This window comes from Phycisphaerales bacterium AB-hyl4, assembly GCA_041821185.1.
GTDB classification, from domain to species: domain Bacteria; phylum Planctomycetota; class Phycisphaerae; order Phycisphaerales; family Phycisphaeraceae; genus Natronomicrosphaera; species Natronomicrosphaera hydrolytica.
This window is the reverse complement of record JBGUBD010000004.1, coordinates 308,636-333,210: the sequence shown is the minus strand read 5'-3', so window position 1 is coordinate 333,210 and position 24,575 is coordinate 308,636. Positions and strand designations below refer to the sequence as shown.

The window sequence follows — 24,575 nt, the reverse complement described above, 5'->3', positions numbered from 1 at the left end:
GTGGAGCTTGCCGATGAGCCGGGGAGCAATGACGGATCCCATCATGTCGCCGGGTGAGCAACGCCCGGAGCCTGTGCTCGCCGGCGAGCGGAACCAAACGCTCGACGTGCTTCGCGGCATGGCGATTCTGGGCATCCTGGTATTGAACATCCAGAGCTTCGCGATGCCCAGCTTCGCCTACATCGTGCCCACCGCCTGGGGCGATTTCACGGGTGCCAACTTCGCCGTCTGGCTGGCCAGCCATCTGCTGGCGGATCAGAAGTTCGTCACCATCTTTTCGCTGCTGTTCGGCGCGGGCATCGTGCTGATGGCTGAGCGGCAACAGGCCAAGGGGCTTTCCGCGGCCGGACTTCACTACCGGCGGATGGCGTGGCTGGCGCTGTTCGGCCTGCTGCATGCTTACCTGATCTGGTACGGTGATATCCTGCTGACGCTGGCACTGTGCGGGGCGGCGGCCTACCTGGTGTGGCGGCTGCCGCCGGCGGCGCTGGTCGGCATCGGGCTTGTGGCGATCGCCATCCCGGCCACCTGCTGGGGCGCGCTGGGCATGACCCTGTCGCACTGGCCCGACGAGGCGATCGCAGGGCTCGAACACGACTGGGGCCCGGCCGCGATCGAGGAGGCCCGGTGGGAGTACCAGGTCTACAACGCCGGGTGGCTGGCGCAGATGCCGCACCGGGCGATGATGGCCTTGTACCTTCAGACGTTCGTGCTCGTCTTCCACAGCTTCTGGGCGATCAGCGGGCTGATGTGCCTCGGCATGGCGCTGTACAAGGCCGGCTGGCTGACGGGGCAGGCGTCGGCATGGACGTATCACCTTGCCCTCGGGCTGGCCGTGCTCGTCGGCCTGCCCGTCATCGGTCTCGGCGTCATGCACAACATGCAGCGCGGCTGGGATGCGACCTGGCCGTTCGTCGGCATGCAGTTCAACTATTGGGGCAGCCTGCTTGTGGCCGGCGGGTGGATCGCCGCGGCGGTGCTGCTCGTGCGTCACCAGTGGCTGTCGCGCGTACGCCAGGCGCTGTCGGCGGTGGGGCAGACGGCGCTGAGCAACTACCTGTTCCAGTCGCTGCTGTGCACCTTCATCTTCTACGGCCACGGGCTGGGGGCCTTCGGCGACATCACGCGCCTCGGCCAGCTCGGTCTCGTGCTGGTGGTATGGAGCATCCAGATCGCGCTGTCGCTGTGGTGGGTGAGGCGTTACCGCTTCGGCCCGATGGAGTGGCTGTGGCGGTCGATGACCTACCGGCGGCGACAGCCGATGCGGCGCGTAGCGAACCTGTGACAGGCCGCGAAAGGTTTGCGTTTCGCGTCAAGCTGCAAAAGAATCCGCGTATGACCAGCGAAATGCAAAGACGGCGCATCATTCTGCTTGGAGCAAGCAACCTGACGATGGCCCTGCCGACACTGCTGGCGACGGCTCAGGCCATGGGCGAGGGGGCCTGCCGCTTCATGACCGCGCTGGGCCATGGCCGATCCTTCGGCACGCGCAGCACGGTGCTGCTGCGCACGTTGCCTGCGATACTGGATTGCGGGTTGTGGGAGCAGTTGCATCGTGACGAATCGCTTCGCGGACCGCCTTGATACCCGCGGTCCTGAACGGATGCCCGGCAAGCCAGACGGCGGTGTCACAGGCGGAGGTTATTGGAGATCATTATCGGGCCTGGCCTGTTAACTGGCATTGGTTGCGGAGAAAGACCGATTTAATCCATACCGATCGGTATTGCCACTACACGCAGGAACGCTGCCCATGTCTGTTACGTCCGTTGGCCAAACGCCCTTCGCTCCCCAGTATGATCGCCCCGGGCCGCAGTTGGGTCGAGCCGGCGGGCCGCAGCAGGGCAAGGCGTCACCGCCGGCTGAATCCACCGAGCGCGTCGCGACAAGCGAAGCCGGTGGCGACGATCGCGAGCCCGGCGTGGTGCGCCTGCTCCGCGAGGGGCATTTCAAAGGCGTGGCCGATGTGCGTTTGCGGATGAACTTTGCCGACCACTTCACCAAGTCTGCCGCAGCGGAGCAGCAGGCGGACATCGCGTCCACGGCAGAGAACATGCTGGCGACGCTGCACGACAAGCTCGATGAGCTGCCAGAAGAGGTTGCGTCAACTGAGCCGGCACAGCAGGCCGTGTCGAACTTCGAGCAGCAGCTTGCGAACCTTCCCCCTGACGCGGACGCCGAATCGGGCGAACGCCTCGATGCGCTGCAGGTGAGCCGGCAAGCCGTGATCGAAACGCTGCGCGAAGCCCTGCTGACCGAGACCGAGACCGAGGCCGGGCCGACCGAGACACCTGCCGATGACGTTGCCCACGCCGACGCAGACCCCATGGCGACCTGGCTGTCAGAGTTGGACGCCGCGCTCGGCGACCTGATCGAGAAGCTGCAAGCGGCTCCCGCCAACCCGATGGAAGCCCTTCCACCGCTGTCCGAGCCGAACGGCCAAGGCACGGCCTACAACAAGTTCCTCGCGCAGTACCAGCAGATGTTCAAGCTTCAGCACGAGACGGAGCCAGCAGAGGACGTTGATCCGCCTGCCGCCGCCGTCGAAGCATCCGTCGATCTGCTGGCATGATATTGCCCCCAAAGCCCACCACGACAGCCTTGTGCAACTTGAGTGCTTGAGCAACGGGTTTGAGGCTCCTCATCATGCCCCCGGGCCGAGCGGGCCGGCGCGTATGCCGTGCTGTTGGAGCGAGGGGCACTCGATGCGATTGAGGACTCCGCCAGCCTCCGCGACCGTCGGCGGGGCGAGCAGTTGGGCAATGCTCTGGAAATGATGATGGAGGTCGGTGGGATCGAGCGACATCCCGACGGCTACCTGGTGGCGAAGCGCGGGTGGGCCACCGGTCGTGAAGCGCATGTGCGATGGTGACGGGATCAGCGTACTGGTTCGTGCCGTAAGCAGCGGCCACGTCGACGCCCACGATAATTGAGCGGTCATGGTCGGATATCCAGTTATGAAATGACTGCACCACGCCCGGATGGATGAGCTCGTTGCGATAGGTGAAATGCGATCGAGCCTCCTGGAGCACCGCGGATTCCGACCCGGCTGATGGACCTCCCTGCTTGCTATGGCCGGGCTCGCAGCCTTGGGCGGCGAGCAGCAGGGCGAGTACCAGCGGGACCGCATACGCCGGAGGGGTGAGTTCATTCGCGAAGTGCAGTTGCCGGCTGAGTCTCATGGGGGCGCTATCGGCACGTGGATCCGATCTGCCTTGACAATTCATCCCAGCCGTCGAGTCAGTGGCCCTGCCCGGCCTGCGAGTAGTCGACGGCATCAGCTCATCCGCGTGAATGCCTCACGCGGCTTGCCGTAATCATGAGCTGCACCGCTACCCAATGCCGACAACAGCATGTCATTGAGCTTGAAACCCACTTCGTGCGGCGAGCATTCGTTCTCGACGAGCAGGATTCTGGCGGTGGCGACCAGTTCGTTCATGGAGCCGGTGGCCCTGCGGTTGAGCGCCTTGCAGAACCGCACGGTGCCGCAGGTGGGCGCGACGAACTGGCGGTGGATGAACTGAAGGCCATCGTCCTGCATGAACTCGCGGATGCTGCTCAGTGTCCGTTCAATAAACTGGTGGTCGCTGGTGATGCCGCGGCCAAACATCACCGTCGAATAGAACGACCGCGTATTGCAGATCAGGATGTACTGGGCACGATCTGCCGTGAACAGCCGAGCCGACCAGTCGGCATACGGGTTGTCGTCCAGCGGCGAGGCCGATATGGGGCCTGCCTTGATTTTGGTGTTCAGATTCTGGGTGAGTCGGATGATCATCTGGCTGCCTGACTCTGATGCCTTGCAAGGTGCCCGTCGTTGACATTCAGCTCGCTCAGCTCGACCCGACGTACGTCCCGTTCAATCCAATCCGGCACACAGGATAGGTCGAGCGGCCGGTGATGTGAATGATGGCGATCTGAACAAGTTGATGACATTGCGCTGACGGCAAGCGGCTGCGATGCGAGCAGAAGCAGACCGCATTTATGTGTTTGTGGCGTGTCACTGAAACCGGACAGACCGCCCCGCTGCGCGAAACGCCGCAAGCTGATCGTCGAACGCTTCGGGCTCCGTGCGGAAGCTGACGATCACGACTTCGTCGCCGCGTGCGATGTAGAGATCGTATACGTGGAAGGTGCCTTGGGTCAGCAGTTCGATGGCGGCGTGGCCGTCGACGTCGACCGGTTGACGGCTGACCACGCCACCCTCGGCTTCGATCGACGCCACATGAGCATCAAGCGACCCGCCTTCGAGCGGTGCCGCGTAGACTATGCCCTGGTGGGCGGGATGCCCGCGCTGGGCGGACACGCCCATGCGATCCACGGGCGAATGTGCGCGGCAACGACGTGCATATCTATCCCATGGCCGTCAATCCCGCGCAGGCGCGGGTGCTGCTGACGAGCATGCTCGAGCGCGCCGAGACACTGGCTGAGAGCCCGGCGTTCTACCGCACGCTGCACAGCACCTGTGCCACCAACCTGGCGTGGCACCTGCGCACCATCAACGAGCCGACGCGGCGATGGGACTGGCGCATCCTGTTGCCTGGCTACAGTGATCGCCTCTCGCTCGCCCGCGGCTGGATCGCTGATGCGGATGAACTTACGCTGGCGGAGCTAGGCGAACGTTATCGCATCAACGGGCGTAGTACGCTCCCGGCGGATGACGATGCCATAAACTGGGCGCGACAGATACGACAAGTCGATTGACTCGTCCGAGGTATTCAGGAACCGAATGTCATCGTGCTGTCTCGTCACGGCCACGTCGCAGGCGGGTCGACTGTTGACGTAGCCCTCGGCCGAGAATGCAATGACGGTCGGACAAGCCACCCCTGGGAACAAGGTGCATGCGCAAACGACAACTCACCGCACCACTGTTGGTACGTGACGGTCACACACGGATCCTCGACCGGGTCGCCTTCGAGGACCGCTTCATCGACGAGGGCAGGTTGCAGTCGCTGCTTTTCGAGCATCCCCAGGCGATGGAACCGTGATAGGGTGATGAAGTTGGCCGGATCGGTCGCCTTCCGTGAGGGACCGATAGCTGTGGCATGATGCTGCGCCGCCATGACGAACACAAGGTGAGGCAGCACACGAATTCTCGATTCCGCAATCACGCTACGGGGCACGCCTACCCCTGCGGCGGGTAGCACATCGGCCCCCAGTCTTCCTCGGCCCCGTGGTCGATCCACACCTCCATGAGCGCCGGCAGCAGGTGGCCGAGCATGGTGGTGCAGCGTCGCATCGAGGTGCGGTTGAGCTTGCTGTTGTACGTAGCCGCCCCGTGCAGCAGCTGGCAGCGCAGCAGGTAGATCCGTTCGACCACCTGTTCGAGTACCAGAGCCCATCGCTGCTCCAGATACCACGTCGCCGCCTGCCGACGTCCTTTGGTCGTCTGGGTCGCCTTCCGGGGCGAAGGTTCTTTCCAGAAATAATTTTCGAGGTAGGCGTCGTCGAGGATGGCCAGTACCAGCCGCTTGTGCTCGGTGAGGATGTCAGCGAGTCGGCCGTTCGCATCCATCGCCAGCTCGCGATCGAGAAAGCGCCGCCAGCATTCACGATCAGGCAGGGGTTCGCCGGCGGCCGGGTTCCACTGACCATAGAGGGCGTTGAAGGCGATCCACTGGCCGGTGAGCACCAGGTCCAGGTCGGCGTCACCCTCCATCTGCTCCACCCGTTGCAGCCAACTGCACGCCCGATGGAAGCGGATGTTGGTGGGGTGGTTCTTCTGCTCAGCGTGCAGATGCTCTTTGATCGGCTTCCAGCGCCGGCGCAGATGGCGGACGGTGGTGGGGCGGGCGTCGCGGTCGCTGGCGGTGTCGGTCATCCAGCTTCCCCCTTGGCGATTCAATTGCAGCAGGTCGCCAACAGCAGGCCGCAGCGCTGGCAGAACCATTTCTGTTTCTTCTCCACGCCCGGGCTGCCACAGACGGGGCAGTGCGGCCGATCGTTGTCACGGCATGACGCATCACTGCGGGGCCGCTGTGGCGGTTTGTGGTGTGACTGATTCATGGGCTGATCCTGCATCGTTCGTCGACGTGGAGCGAGTTGGCAGCAACAGTTTACCTCGGTTTCGCGACGACTTCGCCAGTCATGTGGCATCAGCTGCTTTCGGAGCCACACTGCGATGGCGGTACGACTCGTGCGCGATCGTCGTGAGCATGATTGCGCCGCCCAGCCAGGTTTGCCACCTTGGCCACTCGCCGAAAATCGGGATCGCGAGCAGCACCGCGTAGAGCAGTTCGAGCGTGAGAATGATCGAAGCGGTCGCGACTCGAAAGTGTCGAAAACTCGCGATGAACAGCGTGTGCGCCCCGGCCGTGCACACCACGCCCAGCACGACCAGCCAGAGCAGGTCCGCCGGCAGGTTGGCCTCAACAGGCCACAGCCACGCGGGGCTGAGCACCACCGCCGCCACCAGTACCTGCCAGAACATCACCGGCAACGAGCCATCGCTGTGGACGAACCGCCGGTTCATCAGATTGCGTGCCGCATACAGCACCGCCGAAAGCAGGCCCCACGCCAGTCCGGCCGTCTCGGCATTGGCCAGACTCAACTCCGGAACCACGAGGGCGATCCCGGCCAGCACGACCAGTCCGTGCACGATCGACCACCGCCGCAACGGCTCGCGGAACACCAGCGGTTCCAGGAACGTGAGCATCACCGGGAATGTGAACAGCCCCAGCATGCCCGCCGCCACCGAGCCCGTCCGCACCGCCTGGAAGTGCCTGCCCCGACTGGGCGCGGTGGCCCCAAAGACCGAACATGTCTGTACCTCCTTGGATCCACGCCGCCATACGCGCGTCGTGTGTGTATAGGCCGCGGCGGAATCGTATTCGCCGCGCCGGGCGATTGCTCCAACAGCACTTTCGGTTCATCACACCTTAGGTTCGACCACATACGTACCGCCGCGGCAGTGTTGAAGATGGCGCAGGGCATGGACCTGGCCAGTCATCTCCAGATCGCCGCAATAGACCGGATCGTGCCAGCCCTCGATATCGATCGCGCCGCGGTAGCCGTGCATGCGAAGAATAGAGATCACGTCAGCCCAGTTGGTATCGCCGAAGCCGGGCGCACGGTGGTAGAAAAACCTGTCGCCACTGAGAATGCCGCGCTTGGCGACGATATCATGCAAGACGGTTGCGTCTTTGCCGTGGATGTGAAAGACCTTATCGATCCACTTCCGCAGTTGTGGTAGCGGGTCGATGAGTTGGCCCATCTGGTGGCAGGGTTCCCACTCCAGGCCCATGTTTTCGGCCGGAACCGCATCAAACATCAACTCCCATGCAGCGGGGTTGAAAGCGAGGTTCCACCGCGTGCTCTGCCAGGTACCGCGCATAGGACAATTTTCAAAGGCGATCCGCACCCCCTTGTCCGCGGCGCGCTTGGCGAGCTTGGACCAGACCTTTTTGAAAGCAGGTATGGCATCGGGCACGCTTTGGCCGGTGATGGTACCGGTGAAGCCGCAGACCAGATCGGTGCCGAAGCGGTGCGCGTGATCAATGCACTTTTCAAAAGACTTGCGCGTGTCGGCGTCCTCAATGGGGTTGCCGAAAACGCCGAGGCTGCTGATGATCGCGCCGCTGCTGCTCTGCTCAAGAACAGCTTGAATTTGTTTGGCAAGCTTCGGCAGCGTCAGCCCCTTGGGCAGGTTTTGCTTGAAGTTGATTTGGAAGCACTCGAAGCCGTGCGGGGCGATCTGGCGGATGTAGTCAGCAGTCTTTTCAGCCTTGCCGGCCATGGTGCCGATTCGGATGTCCTGATGCTCGATGCGATTGTCATCCATGTTCATTGTCCGTGATCTAAAATCTGTGGCGTAAAAATTTGCAGCATACGGTGCGTCGGCGGCACAGGTGCAATGAGACGCAACTCACTGCACCTGCACAACGCCCTGTTCATTCAGTTGCGTGCGCTTTCCTTGCAGGCGTGCATTACATCGAAAGTGGCATGGCTGCGAAAGAAAACCGCCTACGCCCGCGTTGACCCACGGCGTGGTCGGTTTCGTACTGCTCGGCGCTGACGTAACCCAGCGCCTGGTGAATGCGCACGCGGTGTCCCGACTATTCGAGATCCGCCGCCTCGAGTGCGTCGACGTACTCGCGCCGGAGATATTCGCGATCATCGTTCGGCAATCGCGGTCGAAAATGATTTTCATCAAGAGACCGCCCATACCAATTGTCCGTTCGATAGACGAATACCCCAGGCGACTGGTGATTTTTCTTCTCATACCGCCGCGTCACCTGTTCCGGCGACAGCCAGAGCAGGGCCAAGCCTGGCACGACGATCGTGTGTTTGCCCTGCTCCTTCAGTCGCTGCTCAAGCAGATAATCCATAACTGGGTTGTAGGGGGTTCCATAAGTCTGCTGAGATTGGATCACCACGGGCATATCCTCACTTTGCATCGCAGCGATGAACCCGCGATACCACCAGTTCTCTTCATAATGGATCCCTGCCTCAGGCAGTGCCAGGTGCGTTGAAAGCTCGGGGTTTATCTCACGCGCCTCGGCCAGGAACTTTTGCCCCACCTCGCCCAGCGAAGCCACCTGGCTGTCGTGATACACGCCCCAAAGCCCTTCGCTGTAGAGCCATCGGCGTCTTGCGCCATCCTCGTACGACGTATCACGCGCTTGCGAATCATAAATTGCCTGTCGATCGAGGAAGCGCGCCCAGCAATCATCACAGAAGCATGTGTTATTGCGAGGACTTAGATTCGAACCCCCGAAACCATCGCCCAACTCGAAAAGCACGCCCATGATCGACTCATGTTCCAGGCCCACCTGGGCGGCCAGGTTCATCATCGGCGCAATGGAGCGTGCCCAGTACCCCTCGTCCATGGGACAGGGGAATTCCCGACGGTCTCGTGTGCCCAGCGTCGCCTCACTGGGCTCCTCATAAGCCGCCACTTCACCCGAAGGCAGAATCCAATGCCGATAATCGTAATCACGAACGCCCGAATGGCTCATCGCACTGGTGCCGATCGGACGGAAGCTGGCAATAATCACCATACCGCGTTCATCGCACTGTTCAGCCAGACCCCGCAGGCGCTGCTCATGATCCGTCGGGCCATAAAACTCGCCATGCCCGACATAGTAAAGATTGTAGAGAATCGTATTGATCTGCGCGCGTTCGAGGTTGTCCAAATGCTCCGGCTCGCTGGCCCGACCCGAACCGGTCCATCCGGACCGCATCCTGTTCTCGCGCATGAAATCGTAGAATCGACCCTGGCCGGGAATGGACTCAGGCGTCCGCACGAACTGCTCGAAGTTTTCAGCTTGTACCAGCGCCGTGTCCTTCCCTCGACTGAGCACACTGGCGCCCCATCGGCCTCCGAAAATCAGTTCGTCCGACTCCGGCACGTAAGCCATCCCCGCGTTCGGTGAATTGCTTCGATACGTATGCAACCCAGGCTCGGTAAACGATGCCAGATAAGCCACGGCCTCCCAGTTCTCCGGATCGCTTGCCGGCGAAAGCCCCGTCGTCTCCGTCCACGACGTGTAGTAAAGCGTGTCCTGCTCGGCATCGATCGCCATCGACGCATAGAACAGGTCGCTGGTCAGCTCAGGATGGGTTGCATTGGTCATATGCGTCGTTGAACGATTCGCCAGATCCACTACGTGCAAGCCCTGGCCGTGCGTTCCGATGAACAGCAAGCCCCCCGCCGGGTGCGGGACCATCTGACTCGCATCCGAACCGAACGCGGGACGGCTTCCCGAGCGATCCGTCCACGCCTCCGGCTGATCCATGTCAGCGGTCCAGACATAAAGCCGACCATCCACCAGGATGAACAGCGCGTCGTCGGCATCGCTGCGCGTCATTGCTGTGCGCCCGCTGCCGAGTGAAATGTCCAACGCCACCGCTTCCCCGCGGTACGGCTCAACCGCGAACGTATGTGGGCCGATCTGCACCGCCGCAAGCGGACGGCCGGGCACTTTGCCGACCGATGCCGCGTTGTTTCCCACCGTCGGCAGGCCGTGAACGCGATGCAGCGAGCCGCGATTGGCATTGACGATGTATGACGCCGACTTGCTCAGCAGCAGAAGCTGATTGTCTCTCGTCCAGGCGGCGCCCACCGGCGCATCCACCTCCACCCGGCTCATCTCGCTCCAGTTCTCACCGTCCCAGGCCAACATGACCATGCCGGTTTCGCTGACGAGGGCCAAGCGGTTCTCCATCTGCGCGAACGAGTGCGTGCGGTTATCCACGATCGCGGGTTCGGAATGTGTGTAGAGCAACCGAGACGTCTGCCAAGGCATTTCCGCCTGCACAGCCTCGCCTGTCAGAGCCAGGCAACCCAGACCGATAGCCACTGTCGAAAGTACGTTCGCACATCGCATCTTCTGTTTACCTCTGGAAAGTTACTGTAATGTGATTGAATTGTTGAAATCTGCTGACAGGCAACGCCTCCCCCGCAGCCACTCAGCCTGGCCATTGCCCTTTCCACGGGTTCCAGTGCTGTCCATCTTCTGGAATTGAACTTTCCCACTGGCTGACGATGTTGGGAGCGTTCCATGTGTCTACCGTCAGGCCACTTTTCACGTGGCCGTCGACATAGGCATCGGAAGAGCGGCCGTCATTACCACCGACGCCCCCGGGGTAATGAACGAACACCTCATCAAAGGGCTTGGTGAGTCTTTCGATCGCGTAAGCCTGGGCGATTCGACCGTTGGCCCGTCCCCAATCGACAAACATGATGGTTGCACTCGGGGAGGGCATCTGACTGATTCGCGGAAAACCCATCTGGTCGTGAATCCAACGGCCATCCGAAATCATCCAGTTTGCTCCATAGCTGCTGTGCCAGTTGGCCGTGTTTTCAAACGGCGTGCTCGGGCATTGGAGAAGTTCAACCGGTGCATTGTTTGATTGATGGCCTACGTAAAAATGAACAAGCTCCGTCCACATGGGGCCGTTGGATGGCGCATCTTTGTCATCAGCCAGCGGATAGTCATTGTGGTCTTCCGCATAAAGCATGTTTACGATCAGCAACTGGCGAAGGTTGGATGCGCACTGAATACGCATCGCCGTTGCACGGGCGCTACTCAGTGCCGGCAGAAGTATGGCAATCAACAATGCGATAATAGATATTACAACAAGAAGTTCGATGAGAGTGAATCCTTGCTTTCGCTTCATAACTGCCGCCTTTCGCCTGAAAAAACATGACCTGGCCGATTGATTAAGAGAATCGCAGAAAGCCCGTGCGGACAGCCTTTCTGCGGAGGATTCATTGCCCATCAGACAATTGACTGTTTACCGCCGTCGCCGCCCGAACATTAGAAGCCCGCCCAGGCCCAACAGGCCCAGCGACGCCGGCTCGGGGACCACCGCAATCCGGTCAACGGAGAGTTCGAATTGGTTCCAACCCGAAGTGCCCTTGAAAGGCTCATAAATAAGGTAGACGTCCCCGTTGTTCGCGAACCCCGCGTTCGCAAAATCCACCGTGCCTCCAACGTCAAGCGTCTCTTCATCTGAGACCAGGCGGAATGCCCATTCATTGGGGCCAACGGTCAACTCGAGCGTGTGCGGGGTGCCGTCGATCTGACCCGCGGCCAGGTTGTTTTCGTCCCAGACGCGCGTGCTTGCGTCTACGCCCCATCCGAGTATGTATTCACCATTCGCACGAATCTGAAAAGCTATTCCGTTGCGAGACGTCCATACATCTTCCGTGCCCGATTGGAATCCGGCTCGAAGCACTTGGCCTGACGAATTCACGCTGCCCGAGAAGCTCATGCCGTCAATCTGATAAACAAGGGTCTGGTCAAGGAAATTGAACAGCGGGGCATTGCTCCTGGCGAGCACTCCCGCGACCCCAGCACCAGACGACTGTCCTTGGATTTGCGCCACCAGACGTCCGTCCTCGGTAAACATCTCCCTTGTGGGGTTTCCGCCCAGGTTGTTCTGCCATGTCCAGAAATTGGGGATGTTGTCACTGTCGAAGTCACCCCCCGTTTCAAAATTGTCCTCGAACGGAATGATGGTTGCCGAGACCGACCCGACCGCCAGGCTGACCACAGCGCACATCGCCATACCCATCAATACGCCCGACCGATTCGTCAATGAAAACATGAGATTCCTCCAAAAAATGAAGTTTCCAGAACCATTCAAAACATGCCAATTCGCCCCGGAATCGCTGTTCAAGCTCCCGCCCAGAGCCCGGCCACGTTTGCCTTTCAACACTTTCGGATTCGGCATCATCCCGCCGACTCACGCCATTGAAATGTCAATGGCACCGACTCACGCACGCCCTCGACCGTCTTCCCCTCCAATTGGGAAAACATCAATTGCATCACCAGATCCGCCGTCTTCGCATTTTCCCATCCAATACTCGCCAGCCGGGGCGACAGCCCCTTGCAGAACGGCGAGTCATTGAACCCGATCAACGCCAGATCCTCCGGCACGCGCACGCCTTGCTGCTCACACGCGCGAAGCACCATCGCCGCCCCTTCATCGCAATTGCACAGCAAGGCGTCGAACCGCCTGAAATCCAGCCCTGCCCGCCCGATCCCCTCCTCGAACATCTGGCAGTGATCGTCCTGCGACTTCTCATACAGACCCTCCAGTGAAACCACTTGATCCCACGAGCCCGGCAGCCCATGCGACTCCAATGCTGCGAGGAACGCGGCCGTCTTCGCCTGATTGCCCCCCAGTGAGCTGATCAACACCCCCGGCCGACGGCGACCCGTCGCCGCCAGATGACGCGCAAGTTCGTCCATCGCCGGCTGCACCTCACGGACCACGGCAGGCCAGGACTGACGCATCAACGGCGTAGACACCTCATCCGCGACCACCACTTTCCGAGACCAACGGTCAATCTCCTTGACAATTCCCTTGTCGCCTGCCAGATCGCTGCTCGGCCGAATGATCAAACCATCCACACCCCGCCGACGAAACTCATCCAGATCCCGACGAACACGCTCCTTGTCGTTGAAGCTGTCCGCCATCAGAGGCTGGTAACCCCGCGTGTGCAGCCTCATCGCCAACTCGCGACGCATCATCATGTGCGGGTGGTATGCCGCGAACGACCAGATCACCCCCAACGTCTGCGTCGCCCCCCCCGTCAGTCCCCGCGCCAGGTAGTTGGGCTGATATCGAAGCTCCCGGGCCGCTTGCCGTACCCGCTCCTGCGTCTCAAGGCGAATCCCAAGCTCATCCCCCCGCCCCCCCAGCACGTGCGTGGCGGTCGACCTCGCTACTGCCGCCTTCTCCGCCACTGCCTTAAGTGTTACGACCTTCATGATTCCAATTCTAACACGGGTTAGACTCTTTGCAAGCAAGAAGCCGAAAATTCCGGCTCTCAATGAGGGGGTGAGCACCTGCTGCTGTCGGGCGTGGATCTGTCAGTGATCGCAATGTAGTTCGGTCATCCGAGGCAACTGTGTCACGCGCTGCCTTCGACGCTCGTTTGATCGATCACCGCCAGCAGTTGTGACGGGTGATGAATGATCGCATCTGCCCCGTGTTCGCGTAGCTCGGCCTCATCGCGGAAGCCCCAGGTGACGCCCACGGTGTACATGCCCGCCGATTTGCCCGTGAGCATGTCCACCTTCGTGTCGCCGACGTACACCCAACGCTGCGGCGCAATGCCCAGTTCATCCGCAATCGCCAGCGCCGCGCCCGCTTCGGGCTTCAACGGCACGCCCGGCTTCGCGCCGGCCACCGCGTCCCACGACCACTGATTGAACAGCGTCGCCACCATGTCCTGCGTCGCCGGGTCCGGCTTGTTACTCAGCACCGCCAGCTTCAGATCACGTTCGGTCAGGGTGTCCAGCAATTCAGGGATGCCCGCGTACGGCCCGGTCTGGTCGTACTTATGCTCGCTGTAATAAGTGAAAAACGTCGCCGCCGCCGCCTCCCACTGCGCTTCGTGCTCCGGCCCGAAAGCGTGACGGATCAGGTGATCCAGCCCCTGCCCGACCAGGTAGCGGTAGCGCTCGACCGGCAATGCCGCATGGCCGAACGTGGTCAACGTGTGGTTGCCCGCGGCCGCGAGGTCGGCTAGCGTGTCCGCCAATGTGCCGTCGAGGTCGAACATGATGGCGTCGTAGTCCATGGTGGTGTATACCTGATTCGTCCATTGTTCCTTGCGCCTGGCAACAGTGACAAGCGTCTGGCGGCGAGCGTATTCTCATCCCGCCATCCTCGCAAATCGTACGGCCAGTCTGTCAGTAAAAGCTGGCAACAGCCCGACGATATGATTCATATATGGAGTCCGCCGCATGCGCGTTATGACTTGCAACGTCCGATTCCCAACTGAAAAAGATGGCGACAACAGATGGGTGCATCGAAAACAACTGCTCAGCGACGTCATCCGCTCGTACGATCCGGACATCATCGGCTTCCAGGAATTGTGGCGCGAACAACAGCAGTTCATGATGGAACAGCTTCCGTCCCACGCCTGGTTTGGCATGGCTGACACACGCGATTCCAATCGCCCCATGAACGCCATCGCGTGGCGCGACGATCGGTTTCAACTCGTATCGCCCGGCGGCTATTGGCTGTCCGAAACGCCGCACGTGACCGGCTCACGTTCCTGGGACAGTTCCAACATTCGTATGGCGAACTGGGTTCGTCTGTACGACGTCAACGCTGAACGCGAGTTCCGGTTTATCAATACACACCTGGACCATCGAGGTCAGCAGGCCCGGCCGGAACAGGCTCATCTCATCAATCAGGACGCCGAGGCGTTCGACGATGCCTACCCACAGATACTGACCGGCGACATGAACGATACGCCGGATTCCGCAGCGATCAATCGATTCCTCGACTCAGGCTGGCGCGACACATACGAAGCCGTCCATCAGTCCATGGAAACCGGTTTGACCATTCATCATTTCCACGGCCCGGACGATCCCGTCCCGCCAAAACGCATTGACTGGATCTTCATGCGCGGCCCATTGAAAGCGCATCACGCCCAGGTGATTCGCGACAACGACAACGGTCGGTATCCAAGCGACCACTATTTCGTTCTCGCGGACCTGGACTTCAAGCAGGCGTGATGGTCGGGCATCCTCTTCCGTCCCTGCGGCAGCACCGCCTCGACGCCGTTGACGAGCCACCCCATTCCCAGCCATCAACGCCAGTCAGCTATAGTTTCGTTACGCTCGTTCTCGCTCCACGCGTCGCCGTCGAGGACGAGTGGGATATCGATTATCGTTCTGACGCAGTTGCCGGGCGATTTCATCATGTCACAATGCGGGTATGAGCACTGACTACACTTGGCACGTCTACCTCGCCGGCGAAATTCACTCCAACTGGCGGCAGCGCATCGCCGAAGGCATCCGCGAGCACCAACTGCCGGTAACGCTGCTTTCCCCCGTGACGGATCACGCCGCCAGCGACGACGTCGGCGTGGACATCCTCGGTCCGGAAGCCGAGGCATTCTGGAAAGATCACAAGGGCGCACGCATCAACGCCATCCGCACGCGCAGCCACCTGGCCCGGGCGGACGTGGTCGTGGTGCGTTTCGGCCCGAAGTACAAGCAGTGGAATGCGGCGTTTGACGCCGGGCAGGCCGTGGCCCTGGGCAAGCCGCTGATCACGCTGCACAATCCGGAGCACGATCATGCATTGAAGGAGATCAACGCCGCCGCGGCCGCGACCTGTCGCGAGCCGGAGCAGGTGGTGAGCGTGCTGCGGTATGTCATTATCCAGTCGTGACGACACCAATAGTTCGATCGACAGATCGGCGACCGTTACCTGCCTGACACGGATGACAGAGATAATCGTTTCACGATCGGCAGCGGACATCGTGTCCGGTGGTGGTCAGCGACATGTGTGTCGGCGCTGACCCACTCGGTTCGCAGCAGACTTACTGGTATAATGACGGTTTACCCTTTGCCCCCGGAAGCCCCGCCGTGGCCTCGTGCTGCGGCGGGGTGTTTTCTTTGCTCCACTTCGCTGCTCATGGCTGCATACGATCAAGATCCGGCTGCACCGCCTCCAGGCTTACCGTGTGCCAGGTGGCGGCGTACTCCTCGCCGGTCGGCGTCTGGTAGATACACAGCGCACGGGTGATGCGCAGGATTACGCCGCTCTCACCCGTCGCCGCGTCGCTGACTGCCATGCCAGGCCGGGCCAGCGCCGGCACCACCGGCTCCGGCATCATCTTCACCAGCGGTTGACCGGCGTGGTCCAGTTCCTCGACCTCCTGGAAGGTTACGCTACCGCCTCGAGATGTCCCTGACGCGTGTGTCATCGCCTTCCTCCGGATGTCCCCCTCTACCTGAAATTCTACAGGCGGCGGGGTGGAGCCCCTGTCAGCATCATGGCAGCGGCACGACGAGCAATGTGTTGAGCTTGGTTTGGGGACGCGGCTGCGGTGATGGCGGGTTAAGATGAAGCTCATGCGCGAAGCGGGATCCGAATCTATTCATGACCAGGCACTGCTGACGGTGGTGCTGCTGGACCGCGTGCAGGATACGGGCCGTTATCCGACCCGCGAGCGACTGCTGAAGCACTTTTACTTCATCGGTCACAGTTACGATCTGGGATGGTCGGCATCGTTCCTGCGCCAAGTGGCAGGACCCTTGGCCGGCGATGCGCCGCTGCTGGGACACGAGCGGCACGCGGTGGAGCAGCGCTGGCTGCGGCAGGAAAAGAACCTGCTGCTGGCCGGCGAGGCCATAGCCGAGGGGCAGTTACAGGCGGCGGCCTTCGCCCAGCCGCTGCTGCCGCAACTCGTTTGCCTGATGGAGCTGTTTCGCCGCTTCGATCGCGAGGGGCTGGTGCGATGGGCGGTGGTGCACCACGTGGTTGAAGCGCTCAACGCGGCGGACGTACCCGTGGACGTGGAGGCGGTGAAACAACGAATTGCGGCGGACGCGGAGCCGGCGTGGCAGGCCCTGCTGGAAGAGCGCACCTTTTCCGATGCCCACCTCCAGCGAACGCTGCGCGGGCTGGTGGAACAGCAGCTGGTCGTGGTGAAGCAGTGGCAGCGGAACGAGCCACCGGCGTCGACGACGGAGCAGGACAACACGGCGAGCGGACTGTGGGAATAAGGAGCGCAGGATAGGATAGGACAAGCATGTTTGTGGATCAGGTGAATGTCGTGATCGACCGCGTGGACACACTGCGGGAGCAGGTCGACGATGCGTGGCAGATCCCGCGCGATGAGGCGCAGCTGCTGGCACAACTGGTACGCATGGGCCGATGCCGTTCGACCTGTGAGATCGGCGTCAGCTACGGCTTTTCCACGCTGCATCTCGCTGCGGCCGTGCGCGAACACGGCGGGCACCTGCACGGCTTCGATGCCTCGGCAAATAAGGTGCAGGCCGCGACGAAGCATCTGACCGAGGCGGGTCTGATGGAGCACGTGACGCTGCACCTGGGCGACGCACGCGAAACGTTGGGACAGGTGACGCCCGCGCAGCCTTACGATTTTGTGTTCATCGACGCGGTCAAGACGCAGAGCCGCGACTACCTGGAGGCCGTGCGGCCGAAGCTGGCGGAACGGGCGGTGATCGTCACCGACAACACGAGTACGCACCGGCAAGAGTTGGGGGAATTCGTGGCGTACCTGCGTTCGCTGCCCAACGCCACAAGCTGCGCGGTGAATGTGGGCAACGGGTTTGAACTGACGATTCTGCAACAGGGGGCGACATGACCGACCGGCTGGACCGATACCGCGGCTGCCTGATGGGGTTGGCGGTGGGTGATGCGGTGGGCACGAGCGTCGAGTTTGCCAGGCCGGGCAGCTTCGAGCCGGTAACAGTCATGATCGGCGGGGGTCCGTTCGAGCTGGAGCCGGGCGAGTGGACCGACGACACGTCGATGGCGCTGTGCCTGGCCGAGAGCCTGCTTGAATGCCAGGGCTTCGACGCGGCGGACCAGATGCGCCGCTACGTGCAATGGTGGCGGAAAGGGTACCTCAGCAGCACGGGCCGCTGCTTCGACATCGGCAACACGGTGCGGACGGCGCTGGGCGCATTCGAACGGACGGGCGAGCCGTTCAGCGGGCTGACGGATCGCTACTCGGCCGGCAACGGCTCGATCATGCGGCTCGCGCCCGTGCCGATGTATTTCGTCAGTGAGCCGATCAGGGCGATCGAATTGGCGGGTGAAAGCTCGCGCACGACGCATGGCACGCAGGTCTGCATCGACGCCTGCCGCTACTTGGCGGTGCTGCTGGTCGGGGCGCTCCACGGCGTGGACAAGGACGAACTGCTGAGTGAGCGATACAGCCCGGTGTCCGGCTACTGGGACAAGCATCCGCTTGTGCCGGAGATCGACGCGATCGCCTGCGGCTCGTTCAAGGGCAAGCAGCCGCCCGAGATCGTCGGTAGCGGCTATGTCGTCAAGAGCCTGGAAGCGGCGCTATGGGCTTTCCACTACGGCACCGACTTTCGCGATGGCTGCCTGCGGGCGGTGAACCTCGGTGACGATGCGGACACGACCGCGGCAGTGTACGGGCAACTCGCCGGAGCGTGCTACGGTGCGTCCGGCATACCGTCTGCTTGGCGTGAGCAGGTGGCGATGGTCGAGTACATCATCGAGCAGGCGGAACGGCTGGCACAAGGGGCTGGCGGATGAGCGCAATACAGCAGTGGCTGACGGGGAATTACTTTCTGGCAATAACATTGGTGGCCCGGATCCGCGTGATCGTCGACGGGGGCAAGGATCATGTTCAGGGCGATTGAGAGTGAGGCCAGCAAGGAGTAGTAGGATCGAACTACGCGCGTGTTCTCTGGCTCGGACGGCAGGCTGCGCGAGGTAGGCGATCGCTGACAGCAGACGCTGCTTTACTGCGAGTTGGCGCGCTACTGCTTCGACCAGGCCCACTCGGGCACGGTGCAGGCGTGAAAGACCGTCGGGTGGCGGTTCAGTTCATCGCCAGGGCCTGTTCGATGGCGGTGATGATTCGCTCCGATTCGGGCTGGACGTTGGGGCGGAAGCGGGCGACGACTTCGCCGTTTCGGCCGACGATGAACTTCTCGAAGTTCCATTGCACTTCACCGCTGTCGGTCGGGTCGTTGGCGGGGTCGGTGAGTCGGCGGTAGAGCTCGGTTTTGTCGTCGCCTTGGACGTGGACTTTGTCGAGCATGGTAAAGGTGACGCCGAAGTTGGCTTGGCAGAACTCGGCGATCTGCTCGGCCGAGCCGGGCTCCTGTCCGCCGAAGTCGTTGGACGGCACGCCGACGAGCACGAGCCCCTGGTCGGCGTAGCGTTCGTGCAGTCGCTGAAGGCCGGCGTACTGCGGGGTGTGGCCGCATCGGCTGGCGACGTTGACGAGCATGACGACCTGGCCGTGGAATTGGGCGAGGTCGACCGGCTCGCCGTCGAGGCCGGTGAGCGTGACGCCTTCGAGCACGGATGATGATGTGGCGGCCTTCGGCTCGGCGGCCGCAGGGCCCGGGTCGGCCGGCTTCGTCGGCGTCGTGGCCAGCGCCTGCGGCACGTCGGCCTGAACCGCCGCCGGCTCCTCGCCTGCCTGACAACCGATAATCGAAAGCATCATTCCCGCCAGAACCACCGTCGTGAATAGCCGCATGGATATTCTCCCATCGATTTGAATAGGTGGTCGGCCTGCATGACCGACCACCTATTCTAACGCCAGTCCGCGCCCGAGCCCGTGAATGACGCCGAGTATGCCCCCAACGTTGCGACGAGCATCAAACCCAATGTCATGGTGACCGCTTTCCCCATGGCACTTTTCGTGTTTTCGTGACTCCTGAATCACAGGCGTCACATAGCGTCGACCCGAGCATCGCTCGTTGGGTCGTCGTGTCTTGTGCCAGCCGTTGCCTCTTCGCTAAAGCCGTTCATCCGACCTTGGCCACGACTTGCGAGCTTTCTTCTCGTTCCGCTCGGCGTAGATTGCGGTGACCGCCAGGCTGCTGTGGCCAAGGATGATCGACGCCACCTCGATCCCGAACTCGCGGCGCAGGAACGTCGCAGCATTGTGCCGGAGCCGGTGACGGGCACCGCAAAAATTTCGCGGTGCTCATGGGGAATTTGCTCCCTTTGATATTGGCGGTGGCCGTTCACCCCACCTCGCGTGCCACGCTTAACGCCTTCTGTAGGTCTCTCTCAGCGTACACCTGCGTCACGTCGGCCTTGGCGTGGCCGAGCAGTACCTGCGCGGCTTCCAGTCCGTGCTCGCGACGGACACGGGTGGCATAGCTGTGTCGAAGCTGGTTCGGTGCCCAGCGGTGGGCCTTCTGCCACGGGGTCAACTCGTTGAGCAGTCCCTCCTGACTGAGCCGGCCGCGCCACTCGCCACGCGTCTCCCACCGCTCACTCTTACGCCCCTCACCCTTCACCCGCCGGCGTGCCAGGTGTTCGGGGGGCGGGAATGCCTCGTCGCACGCGCGCTGAATGGCGCGGCCATAGCTCTGCGTCGTCCATTTGTCAGCGGGCGCACAGCGAGGTTTACTCACCCGGTTGTCCCCGGGACCGTTGCCACACGTGAGAGGCGTCTTGCGCTGGGATCGCATAGCTTCCAGCCGCTCCCGTTCGCTTTGACGTGGGCTGAACACGGGGGCTGCCAGATCCCGGTGCAGCCAAGGGGCGAGCACCTTCTGCGCTTGCGGCCTAATGAAGACCATGCGACGACGACCGCGGTGCGCGGTCTTGTGATCATCATAGTTGGCCACCCATACGTCGCCGGATGTATCGATCATGTCTGTGGTCAACTCGCACAACTCGGCGGGGCGCATGCCGGTGTACCGCTGGAGGTTAACCATGGCCTGCAGCGTTGGGGTCAGGTTGGGGAGCGTAGCTTCAACAACCGCGTCGGACACCGGAGTAACCGGATCGGTTTCAGGTGCGTTGGAGCGATGTTGCTGTAGCGGTTCCACGTTCGACAATGCCGAATGGATGGGAGCAGGAAGTAATTCCTGAGCCGATCCCCAGCGAAAGACGTGACGCAATCGTCGAATCTGGGAGTTGATGTGTGGGCGACTCCAGCCCGCGTTGATCATCTTCTGGCGCACAGCGCGCAGGCATCTGGGAGTGAAGTCCTGGACCGCCAAGTCAGCATAGAGTGCCAAGAGGGGCCAGGCCGCTCTCTCATAGGTTCCGTACTCGTTCGTGACGCTGCCGTCGCGCCGACGGTAATGCTCTTGGGCGTGAGCGAGAAAACGATCAATGAGTATCGCGACGGTAACCTGCTGGTCCACCTCGATCGGCAACTGCCGACCGCCGGCCAACCACTCGACGATCGCGCGGTCATAGCGCTGATGCGCTTGCGGTGTGCCCCATCGACCGCATGCGATCTTGCGGCCATTGAGCACGACGAACGCTCGGTCGGGCCTTCCCTTTTCCTTCTGGCGGCGTAGTTTCGGTAACGTGTTGGTTCGGGCTGCGGTCACGGCTGGTCTCCGGTGTTCAACGTACCCATGGGTACGTTTTAGGTTCCGGGAAACGGCCGCGCCGCCTGTTGGCGGGTAAGCACAACCTGTGCTTTCAGCCTGACATGTCGGATTCGGGGTGACAGGATTCGAACCTGCGACCTCGCGCCCCCCAGACGCGCGCTCTAACCAAGCTGAGCTACACCCCGTAGCAAGCAGGCAATTGTAGGCTCACGCCTGTAGCCCTGCAAACGCTGTGTTTCGCTGGTGAATCGTCAATTTTCGCCGGCATACTGTTGCAGCAGGGCGGGCAACTGGCTGGTGAACGCTCCGCGCGGCATGACGCTGTCGGCTCCGCGCTCCCGTGCGGCGGCGAGCAGCTCCGTCGCAACATGGGCTCCAAACGCGACCACGGGGATCGCCGGGTCGTGCTGCTTGACCTGTTCGATCAGCGCCAGGCCCGGTTCGCCGGTGTCCAAATCCAGCAGCAGGGCGGTCACCGGCGCGTTGGGTTTGCCGTCGTCGATCTGGTCGAGACGGCTGCGCAGCATGTCGGGGTTGCGCACCGGCCGGGTGACGAGGCCCAGGCTGTCGGCCGTGGCGCGGATGCGGGTGGCAAAGATCAGGTCGGCACAGCAGTAAACGATCATTGCTGCATCATATCGTCCGATCCTGCCGATGTGATGAAAATGAACACTCATGTTAGCATGACACTTCAGCCTGGCGGCCTGACGAACGATTTGCCGCCGGCCAGTAATGGAGTGCCGATGATGGCCGATCATCCTGTATCTGTTTTCAACGAATTGGGTTTTCGATACGACCCGGCCGACCTGTTTCAGCAGGTGATCACGCTTGTGCTCAGGGCCGCCGACATGCTCGAACTGCCGCGTCACCTGCAGTTGATTCTCGCTCAGCCGAAGAATGAACTGATGGTCCACTTCCCAGTGAAGATGGACAACGGTGACTATCGCCTGTTCAAAGGCTATCGCGTTCAGCACAACAACATCCTCGGCCCGTACAAGGGCGGCATGCGCTTTCATCCCAGCGTCAGCCTCGACCACGTCAAGGCTTTGGCGGTGCTGATGACGATGAAAGCCTCGCTGGTCCGCCTGCCCTACGGCGGGGCAAAGGGGGGCGTGCAGGTCGACCCGAAAGCACTCTCGCGCGACGAGATGATGCGGCTCACCCGCCGATTCACCAGTGCCCTTGGTGAAAATATCGGCCCGGACCATGACATCCCCGCGCCGGACGTGGGCACGAATTCCGACATCATGGGATGGATGGCCGACACGTATATCAACTTTACCCCGCAAAGCCGACGCTGGACCGGCCAGGCCGTCGTCACCGGCAAGCCGCTGGAGTTCGGTGGTTCGCACGGGCGCGAAAAAGCCACCGGGCAAGGCCTCGTCTTCGTACTCGACGAACTGCTGCCCGAACTCGGCGTCGACATCCGCGAGATGAGCTACAGCCTCATCGGCTACGGCAACGTTGCCTCGTGGACTGCCCGGCTGCTGGACGAACGCGGCGCGAAGCTCAAGGCCGTCATGGACCACTCCGGCGCTATCCACTGCGACAAGGGCATGGATGCGGTTGCGCTTGCGGCGCATGTGGCGCATCATGGCGGGGTCGCTGACTTCCCCGGCGCCGAGGCCCTTGAGGAAGAACAGTTCTACAGCCTGCCGGTGGATGTGTTCATCCCCGCGGCGCTGGAGCAGATGATCGACGAGCCCAAGGCGTCGCTGATCAACGCCCGCGTCGTCGCGGAGGGTGCCAACGCACCGACTACTCCGCAGGGCGAACGGAGGCTCGTCGAGCGTGGTGTCAAGATTCTTCCTGCCGTGCTTTGCAACAGTGGCGGCGTGACGGTCAGCTACTTTGAGTGGCAGCAGAATCGCCTCGCTGAGACGTGGGATGCTGAGAAGGTCGACGCCGCGTTGCGCAAGCATATCTTCGCCGCCGCTCAGCGGACGAAGCTGATGGCGCATCGTTTCGATTGCGACCTGCGCACCGCCGCCTACCTCGCGGCGCTGGAAAACGTCGGCAAGGTCTACCGGGTTCGTGGCATCTTCCCATAAGCATCGCAACTTACTGTATGGCCGCGCGACTTCGCGCATGCAACAGTTAGCCGAGGCGATCGCGCTGCGGTCTTCGGTACCTTAATTTAAGTTGCGCTGTTCGCACTGCTTGGTTTTTGCAGTGCGTTCAACAGATCTTCCCGCCTGTACGCGGTTACGCCGACATTCTCATCCGCCGCGCCGTAGTACACCCAGTAGGCATCATCGCGTTCGAGCACAGCTGTGGGAAAAACGACGTTATTCACAAACCCTTCTCGCTCGAACGTTTCCTCCGGCGTCATGATTGGTTCTCGCGTCTGGGCGATCACCTTGCTCGGCCGTTGCGAATCCAATAACAACGCGCCTGCTGTGTATGTGCCCGGCCCCTGGTCGCCCTCAGGCCGGGCGCTGCCGTGATATATCGTCAACCAACCTCGCTCCGTGCGGATCGGCGGCGTACCCCCGCCCACGCGACTCTGCTCCCACGTGCTGTCGGCGCCGAGCATCTGCTCGTGTCCGCCCCAGTGGATCAGGTCCGGGCTGCGCGCGGTCCACATCTCTGGCGGACGGAATCGCGTCGACGTCACCGGCCGATGCATCGCCAGGTAATCGCCGACGATTTTCTCCGGAAACAGCAACACATCCTTGTTCTCGGGCGGAAAGATAATGCCATGCCGCGTAAACCGCTGAAAGTCCGTCGTCGACAGTAAGCAGGTCGTAATGCCATGCCGTGAAACTGCGACGTAGGTGATGTAATACGTCGAGCCGATCTGCGTGATGCGCGGGTCTTCAACGCCGTACTCTTCGTAGACGTTGTCCGGCATGATCACCGGCCCGTCATGGTCGGTGATGGTTTTTCCATCGTCGGAGCGAAGCACTTTGAGGTAGGAGATGAACCGTAGCCGAGCCAGGCCGGTCCCGCGTTCGTGGTAGACGCGCGGGTCATAGAAGTCGAGCTGTTTTTCATCAAGCCAGTCGAACGTGATGCCTTGCTTTGGCACGAAGCGCGGCGAGGGTTCGAAGCCCTCGCGCGTTTCGGTCGGTTGCTCGACCACGCGGACGAGCAGGATGACCTGGCCGTTGACTTCAATGACGCCGGGATTGAACACCCCGACGACTTTCATCTGGCTGCTGCTTGGCTGGATGTCGCTTGGCCGAACCATGCAGTGTGAAAAGAGCCGTTCGAGCATCGCGCGTTCTCCTGAGGGCAAACCGTATGGTGCATGGTATGGGCCGGGCCGGCTGGGGT

28 protein-coding genes and 1 tRNA gene are annotated in these 24,575 nt (G+C 61.8%); 12 read left to right on the top strand and 17 right to left on the bottom strand.

The features are described from left to right. Window positions 1-28: 28 nt before the first annotated feature. The 4 genes from ACERK3_08025 to ACERK3_08010 all read left to right on the top strand — a co-directional run bounded on the left by ACERK3_08025 (window position 29) and on the right by ACERK3_08010 (window position 2,869). Window positions 29-1,285 (top strand): DUF418 domain-containing protein, encoded by a 1,257-nt coding sequence (locus tag ACERK3_08025; protein ID MFA9478242.1) that lies wholly within the window; start codon window positions 29-31, stop codon window positions 1,283-1,285. Window positions 1,286-1,335: 50 nt separating this feature from the next. After that, entirely contained in the window at window positions 1,336-1,584 is a 249-nt protein-coding gene (locus tag ACERK3_08020; GenBank protein MFA9478241.1) for a hypothetical protein, read from the top strand. A gap of 166 nt (window positions 1,585-1,750) precedes the next feature. Then, a complete protein-coding gene (locus ACERK3_08015) occupies window positions 1,751-2,569 on the top strand; it encodes a hypothetical protein (protein ID MFA9478240.1) in 819 nt (272 codons plus the stop codon). 108 nt (window positions 2,570-2,677) lie between these two features. Then, entirely contained in the window at window positions 2,678-2,869 is a 192-nt protein-coding gene (locus ACERK3_08010) for a hypothetical protein (GenBank protein MFA9478239.1), read from the top strand. A gap of 405 nt (window positions 2,870-3,274) precedes the next feature. Here ACERK3_08010 and ACERK3_08005 read toward each other — a convergent pair whose 3' ends face one another. Then, on the bottom strand, window positions 3,275-3,775 hold the full coding sequence (locus ACERK3_08005; GenBank protein ID MFA9478238.1) for a hypothetical protein: 501 nt from the start codon (window positions 3,773-3,775) through the stop codon (window positions 3,275-3,277). A gap of 222 nt (window positions 3,776-3,997) precedes the next feature. Then, entirely contained in the window at window positions 3,998-4,303 is a 306-nt protein-coding gene (locus ACERK3_08000; protein ID MFA9478237.1) for a hypothetical protein, read from the bottom strand. On the opposite strand from ACERK3_08000, the gene ACERK3_07995 reads away from it, so the two are divergent. Beyond that, a complete protein-coding gene (locus tag ACERK3_07995) occupies window positions 4,252-4,701 on the top strand; it encodes a DUF4105 domain-containing protein (GenBank protein ID MFA9478236.1) in 450 nt (149 codons plus the stop codon). The genes ACERK3_08000 and ACERK3_07995 overlap by 52 nt on opposite strands. Before the next feature lie 137 nt (window positions 4,702-4,838). After that, the gene (locus ACERK3_07990) at window positions 4,839-4,985 is read left to right on the top strand and encodes a hypothetical protein (GenBank protein MFA9478235.1); all 147 of its coding nucleotides are present in this window, start codon (window positions 4,839-4,841) and stop codon (window positions 4,983-4,985) included. Window positions 4,986-5,122: 137 nt separating this feature from the next. Here ACERK3_07990 and ACERK3_07985 read toward each other — a convergent pair whose 3' ends face one another. From ACERK3_07985 to ACERK3_07945, 9 genes are all read right to left on the bottom strand, one after another. After that, window positions 5,123-5,818 carry a hypothetical protein gene (locus ACERK3_07985; GenBank protein ID MFA9478234.1) on the bottom strand — a complete coding sequence of 232 codons (696 nt, stop codon included), beginning with the start codon at window positions 5,816-5,818 and terminating at the stop codon, window positions 5,123-5,125. 20 nt (window positions 5,819-5,838) lie between these two features. Continuing rightward, window positions 5,839-6,003 (bottom strand): hypothetical protein, encoded by a 165-nt coding sequence (locus ACERK3_07980; GenBank protein ID MFA9478233.1) that lies wholly within the window; start codon window positions 6,001-6,003, stop codon window positions 5,839-5,841. A gap of 79 nt (window positions 6,004-6,082) precedes the next feature. Then, window positions 6,083-6,706, bottom strand: coding sequence for a DMT family transporter (locus ACERK3_07975; GenBank protein ID MFA9478232.1), 624 nt, complete (start codon window positions 6,704-6,706; stop codon window positions 6,083-6,085). Window positions 6,707-6,868: 162 nt separating this feature from the next. Continuing rightward, a complete protein-coding gene (locus ACERK3_07970) occupies window positions 6,869-7,777 on the bottom strand; it encodes a sugar phosphate isomerase/epimerase family protein (GenBank protein MFA9478231.1) in 909 nt (302 codons plus the stop codon). Window positions 7,778-8,051: 274 nt separating this feature from the next. Beyond that, window positions 8,052-10,298 carry a hypothetical protein gene (locus tag ACERK3_07965; GenBank protein ID MFA9478230.1) on the bottom strand — a complete coding sequence of 749 codons (2,247 nt, stop codon included), beginning with the start codon at window positions 10,296-10,298 and terminating at the stop codon, window positions 8,052-8,054. A gap of 109 nt (window positions 10,299-10,407) precedes the next feature. After that, on the bottom strand, window positions 10,408-11,118 hold the full coding sequence (locus ACERK3_07960; GenBank protein MFA9478229.1) for a type II secretion system protein: 711 nt from the start codon (window positions 11,116-11,118) through the stop codon (window positions 10,408-10,410). Between the two features lie 117 nt (window positions 11,119-11,235). After that, on the bottom strand, window positions 11,236-12,051 hold the full coding sequence (locus ACERK3_07955) for a PEP-CTERM sorting domain-containing protein (GenBank protein MFA9478228.1): 816 nt from the start codon (window positions 12,049-12,051) through the stop codon (window positions 11,236-11,238). Between the two features lie 125 nt (window positions 12,052-12,176). Then, entirely contained in the window at window positions 12,177-13,220 is a 1,044-nt protein-coding gene (locus tag ACERK3_07950; protein ID MFA9478227.1) for a LacI family DNA-binding transcriptional regulator, read from the bottom strand. 143 nt (window positions 13,221-13,363) lie between these two features. Next, entirely contained in the window at window positions 13,364-14,035 is a 672-nt protein-coding gene (locus ACERK3_07945) for an HAD family hydrolase (GenBank protein MFA9478226.1), read from the bottom strand. A 166-nt stretch (window positions 14,036-14,201) separates the two neighbouring features. On the opposite strand from ACERK3_07945, the gene ACERK3_07940 reads away from it, so the two are divergent. Next, a complete protein-coding gene (locus ACERK3_07940; protein MFA9478225.1) occupies window positions 14,202-14,981 on the top strand; it encodes an endonuclease/exonuclease/phosphatase family protein in 780 nt (259 codons plus the stop codon). Between the two features lie 202 nt (window positions 14,982-15,183). Beyond that, window positions 15,184-15,642, top strand: coding sequence for a YtoQ family protein (locus tag ACERK3_07935; protein ID MFA9478224.1), 459 nt, complete (start codon window positions 15,184-15,186; stop codon window positions 15,640-15,642). Window positions 15,643-15,886: 244 nt separating this feature from the next. Here ACERK3_07935 and ACERK3_07930 read toward each other — a convergent pair whose 3' ends face one another. Then, window positions 15,887-16,180, bottom strand: coding sequence for a hypothetical protein (locus tag ACERK3_07930; protein ID MFA9478223.1), 294 nt, complete (start codon window positions 16,178-16,180; stop codon window positions 15,887-15,889). Window positions 16,181-16,319: 139 nt separating this feature from the next. On the opposite strand from ACERK3_07930, the gene ACERK3_07925 reads away from it, so the two are divergent. From ACERK3_07925 to ACERK3_07915, 3 genes are read left to right on the top strand one after another with little or no spacing between them, the layout of a single operon-like run. Beyond that, window positions 16,320-16,982, top strand: coding sequence for a hypothetical protein (locus ACERK3_07925; protein ID MFA9478222.1), 663 nt, complete (start codon window positions 16,320-16,322; stop codon window positions 16,980-16,982). A gap of 26 nt (window positions 16,983-17,008) precedes the next feature. Next, window positions 17,009-17,587 carry an O-methyltransferase gene (locus ACERK3_07920; GenBank protein ID MFA9478221.1) on the top strand — a complete coding sequence of 193 codons (579 nt, stop codon included), beginning with the start codon at window positions 17,009-17,011 and terminating at the stop codon, window positions 17,585-17,587. After that, complete coding sequence (locus tag ACERK3_07915; GenBank protein ID MFA9478220.1) at window positions 17,584-18,513, top strand: ADP-ribosylglycohydrolase family protein; 930 nt, start codon at window positions 17,584-17,586, stop codon at window positions 18,511-18,513. The genes ACERK3_07920 and ACERK3_07915 overlap by 4 nt, the downstream gene beginning before the upstream one ends. Window positions 18,514-18,802: 289 nt before the next feature. On the opposite strand, the gene ACERK3_07910 is transcribed toward ACERK3_07915, so the two are convergent. From ACERK3_07910 to ACERK3_07895, 4 genes are all read right to left on the bottom strand, one after another. Then, window positions 18,803-19,471: a glutathione peroxidase gene (locus ACERK3_07910; GenBank protein ID MFA9478219.1), complete on the bottom strand. Its 669-nt coding sequence runs from the start codon at window positions 19,469-19,471 to the stop codon at window positions 18,803-18,805. A 493-nt stretch (window positions 19,472-19,964) separates the two neighbouring features. Further along, window positions 19,965-21,293 carry a tyrosine-type recombinase/integrase gene (locus ACERK3_07905; protein MFA9478218.1) on the bottom strand — a complete coding sequence of 443 codons (1,329 nt, stop codon included), beginning with the start codon at window positions 21,291-21,293 and terminating at the stop codon, window positions 19,965-19,967. A gap of 113 nt (window positions 21,294-21,406) precedes the next feature. After that, a tRNA-Pro gene (locus ACERK3_07900) sits at window positions 21,407-21,481 on the bottom strand. Between the two features lie 66 nt (window positions 21,482-21,547). Then, window positions 21,548-21,922 (bottom strand): hypothetical protein, encoded by a 375-nt coding sequence (locus tag ACERK3_07895; protein ID MFA9478217.1) that lies wholly within the window; start codon window positions 21,920-21,922, stop codon window positions 21,548-21,550. Window positions 21,923-22,042: 120 nt separating this feature from the next. Between ACERK3_07895 and ACERK3_07890 the strand changes: the two genes are divergently transcribed. Continuing rightward, entirely contained in the window at window positions 22,043-23,347 is a 1,305-nt protein-coding gene (locus ACERK3_07890; protein ID MFA9478216.1) for a Glu/Leu/Phe/Val dehydrogenase, read from the top strand. An 86-nt stretch (window positions 23,348-23,433) separates the two neighbouring features. Here the strand turns inward: ACERK3_07890 and ACERK3_07885 are convergent, their stop codons facing one another. Then, window positions 23,434-24,516 (bottom strand): glycoside hydrolase family 130 protein, encoded by a 1,083-nt coding sequence (locus ACERK3_07885; GenBank protein MFA9478215.1) that lies wholly within the window; start codon window positions 24,514-24,516, stop codon window positions 23,434-23,436. Between the last annotated feature and the right edge of the window lie 59 nt (window positions 24,517-24,575).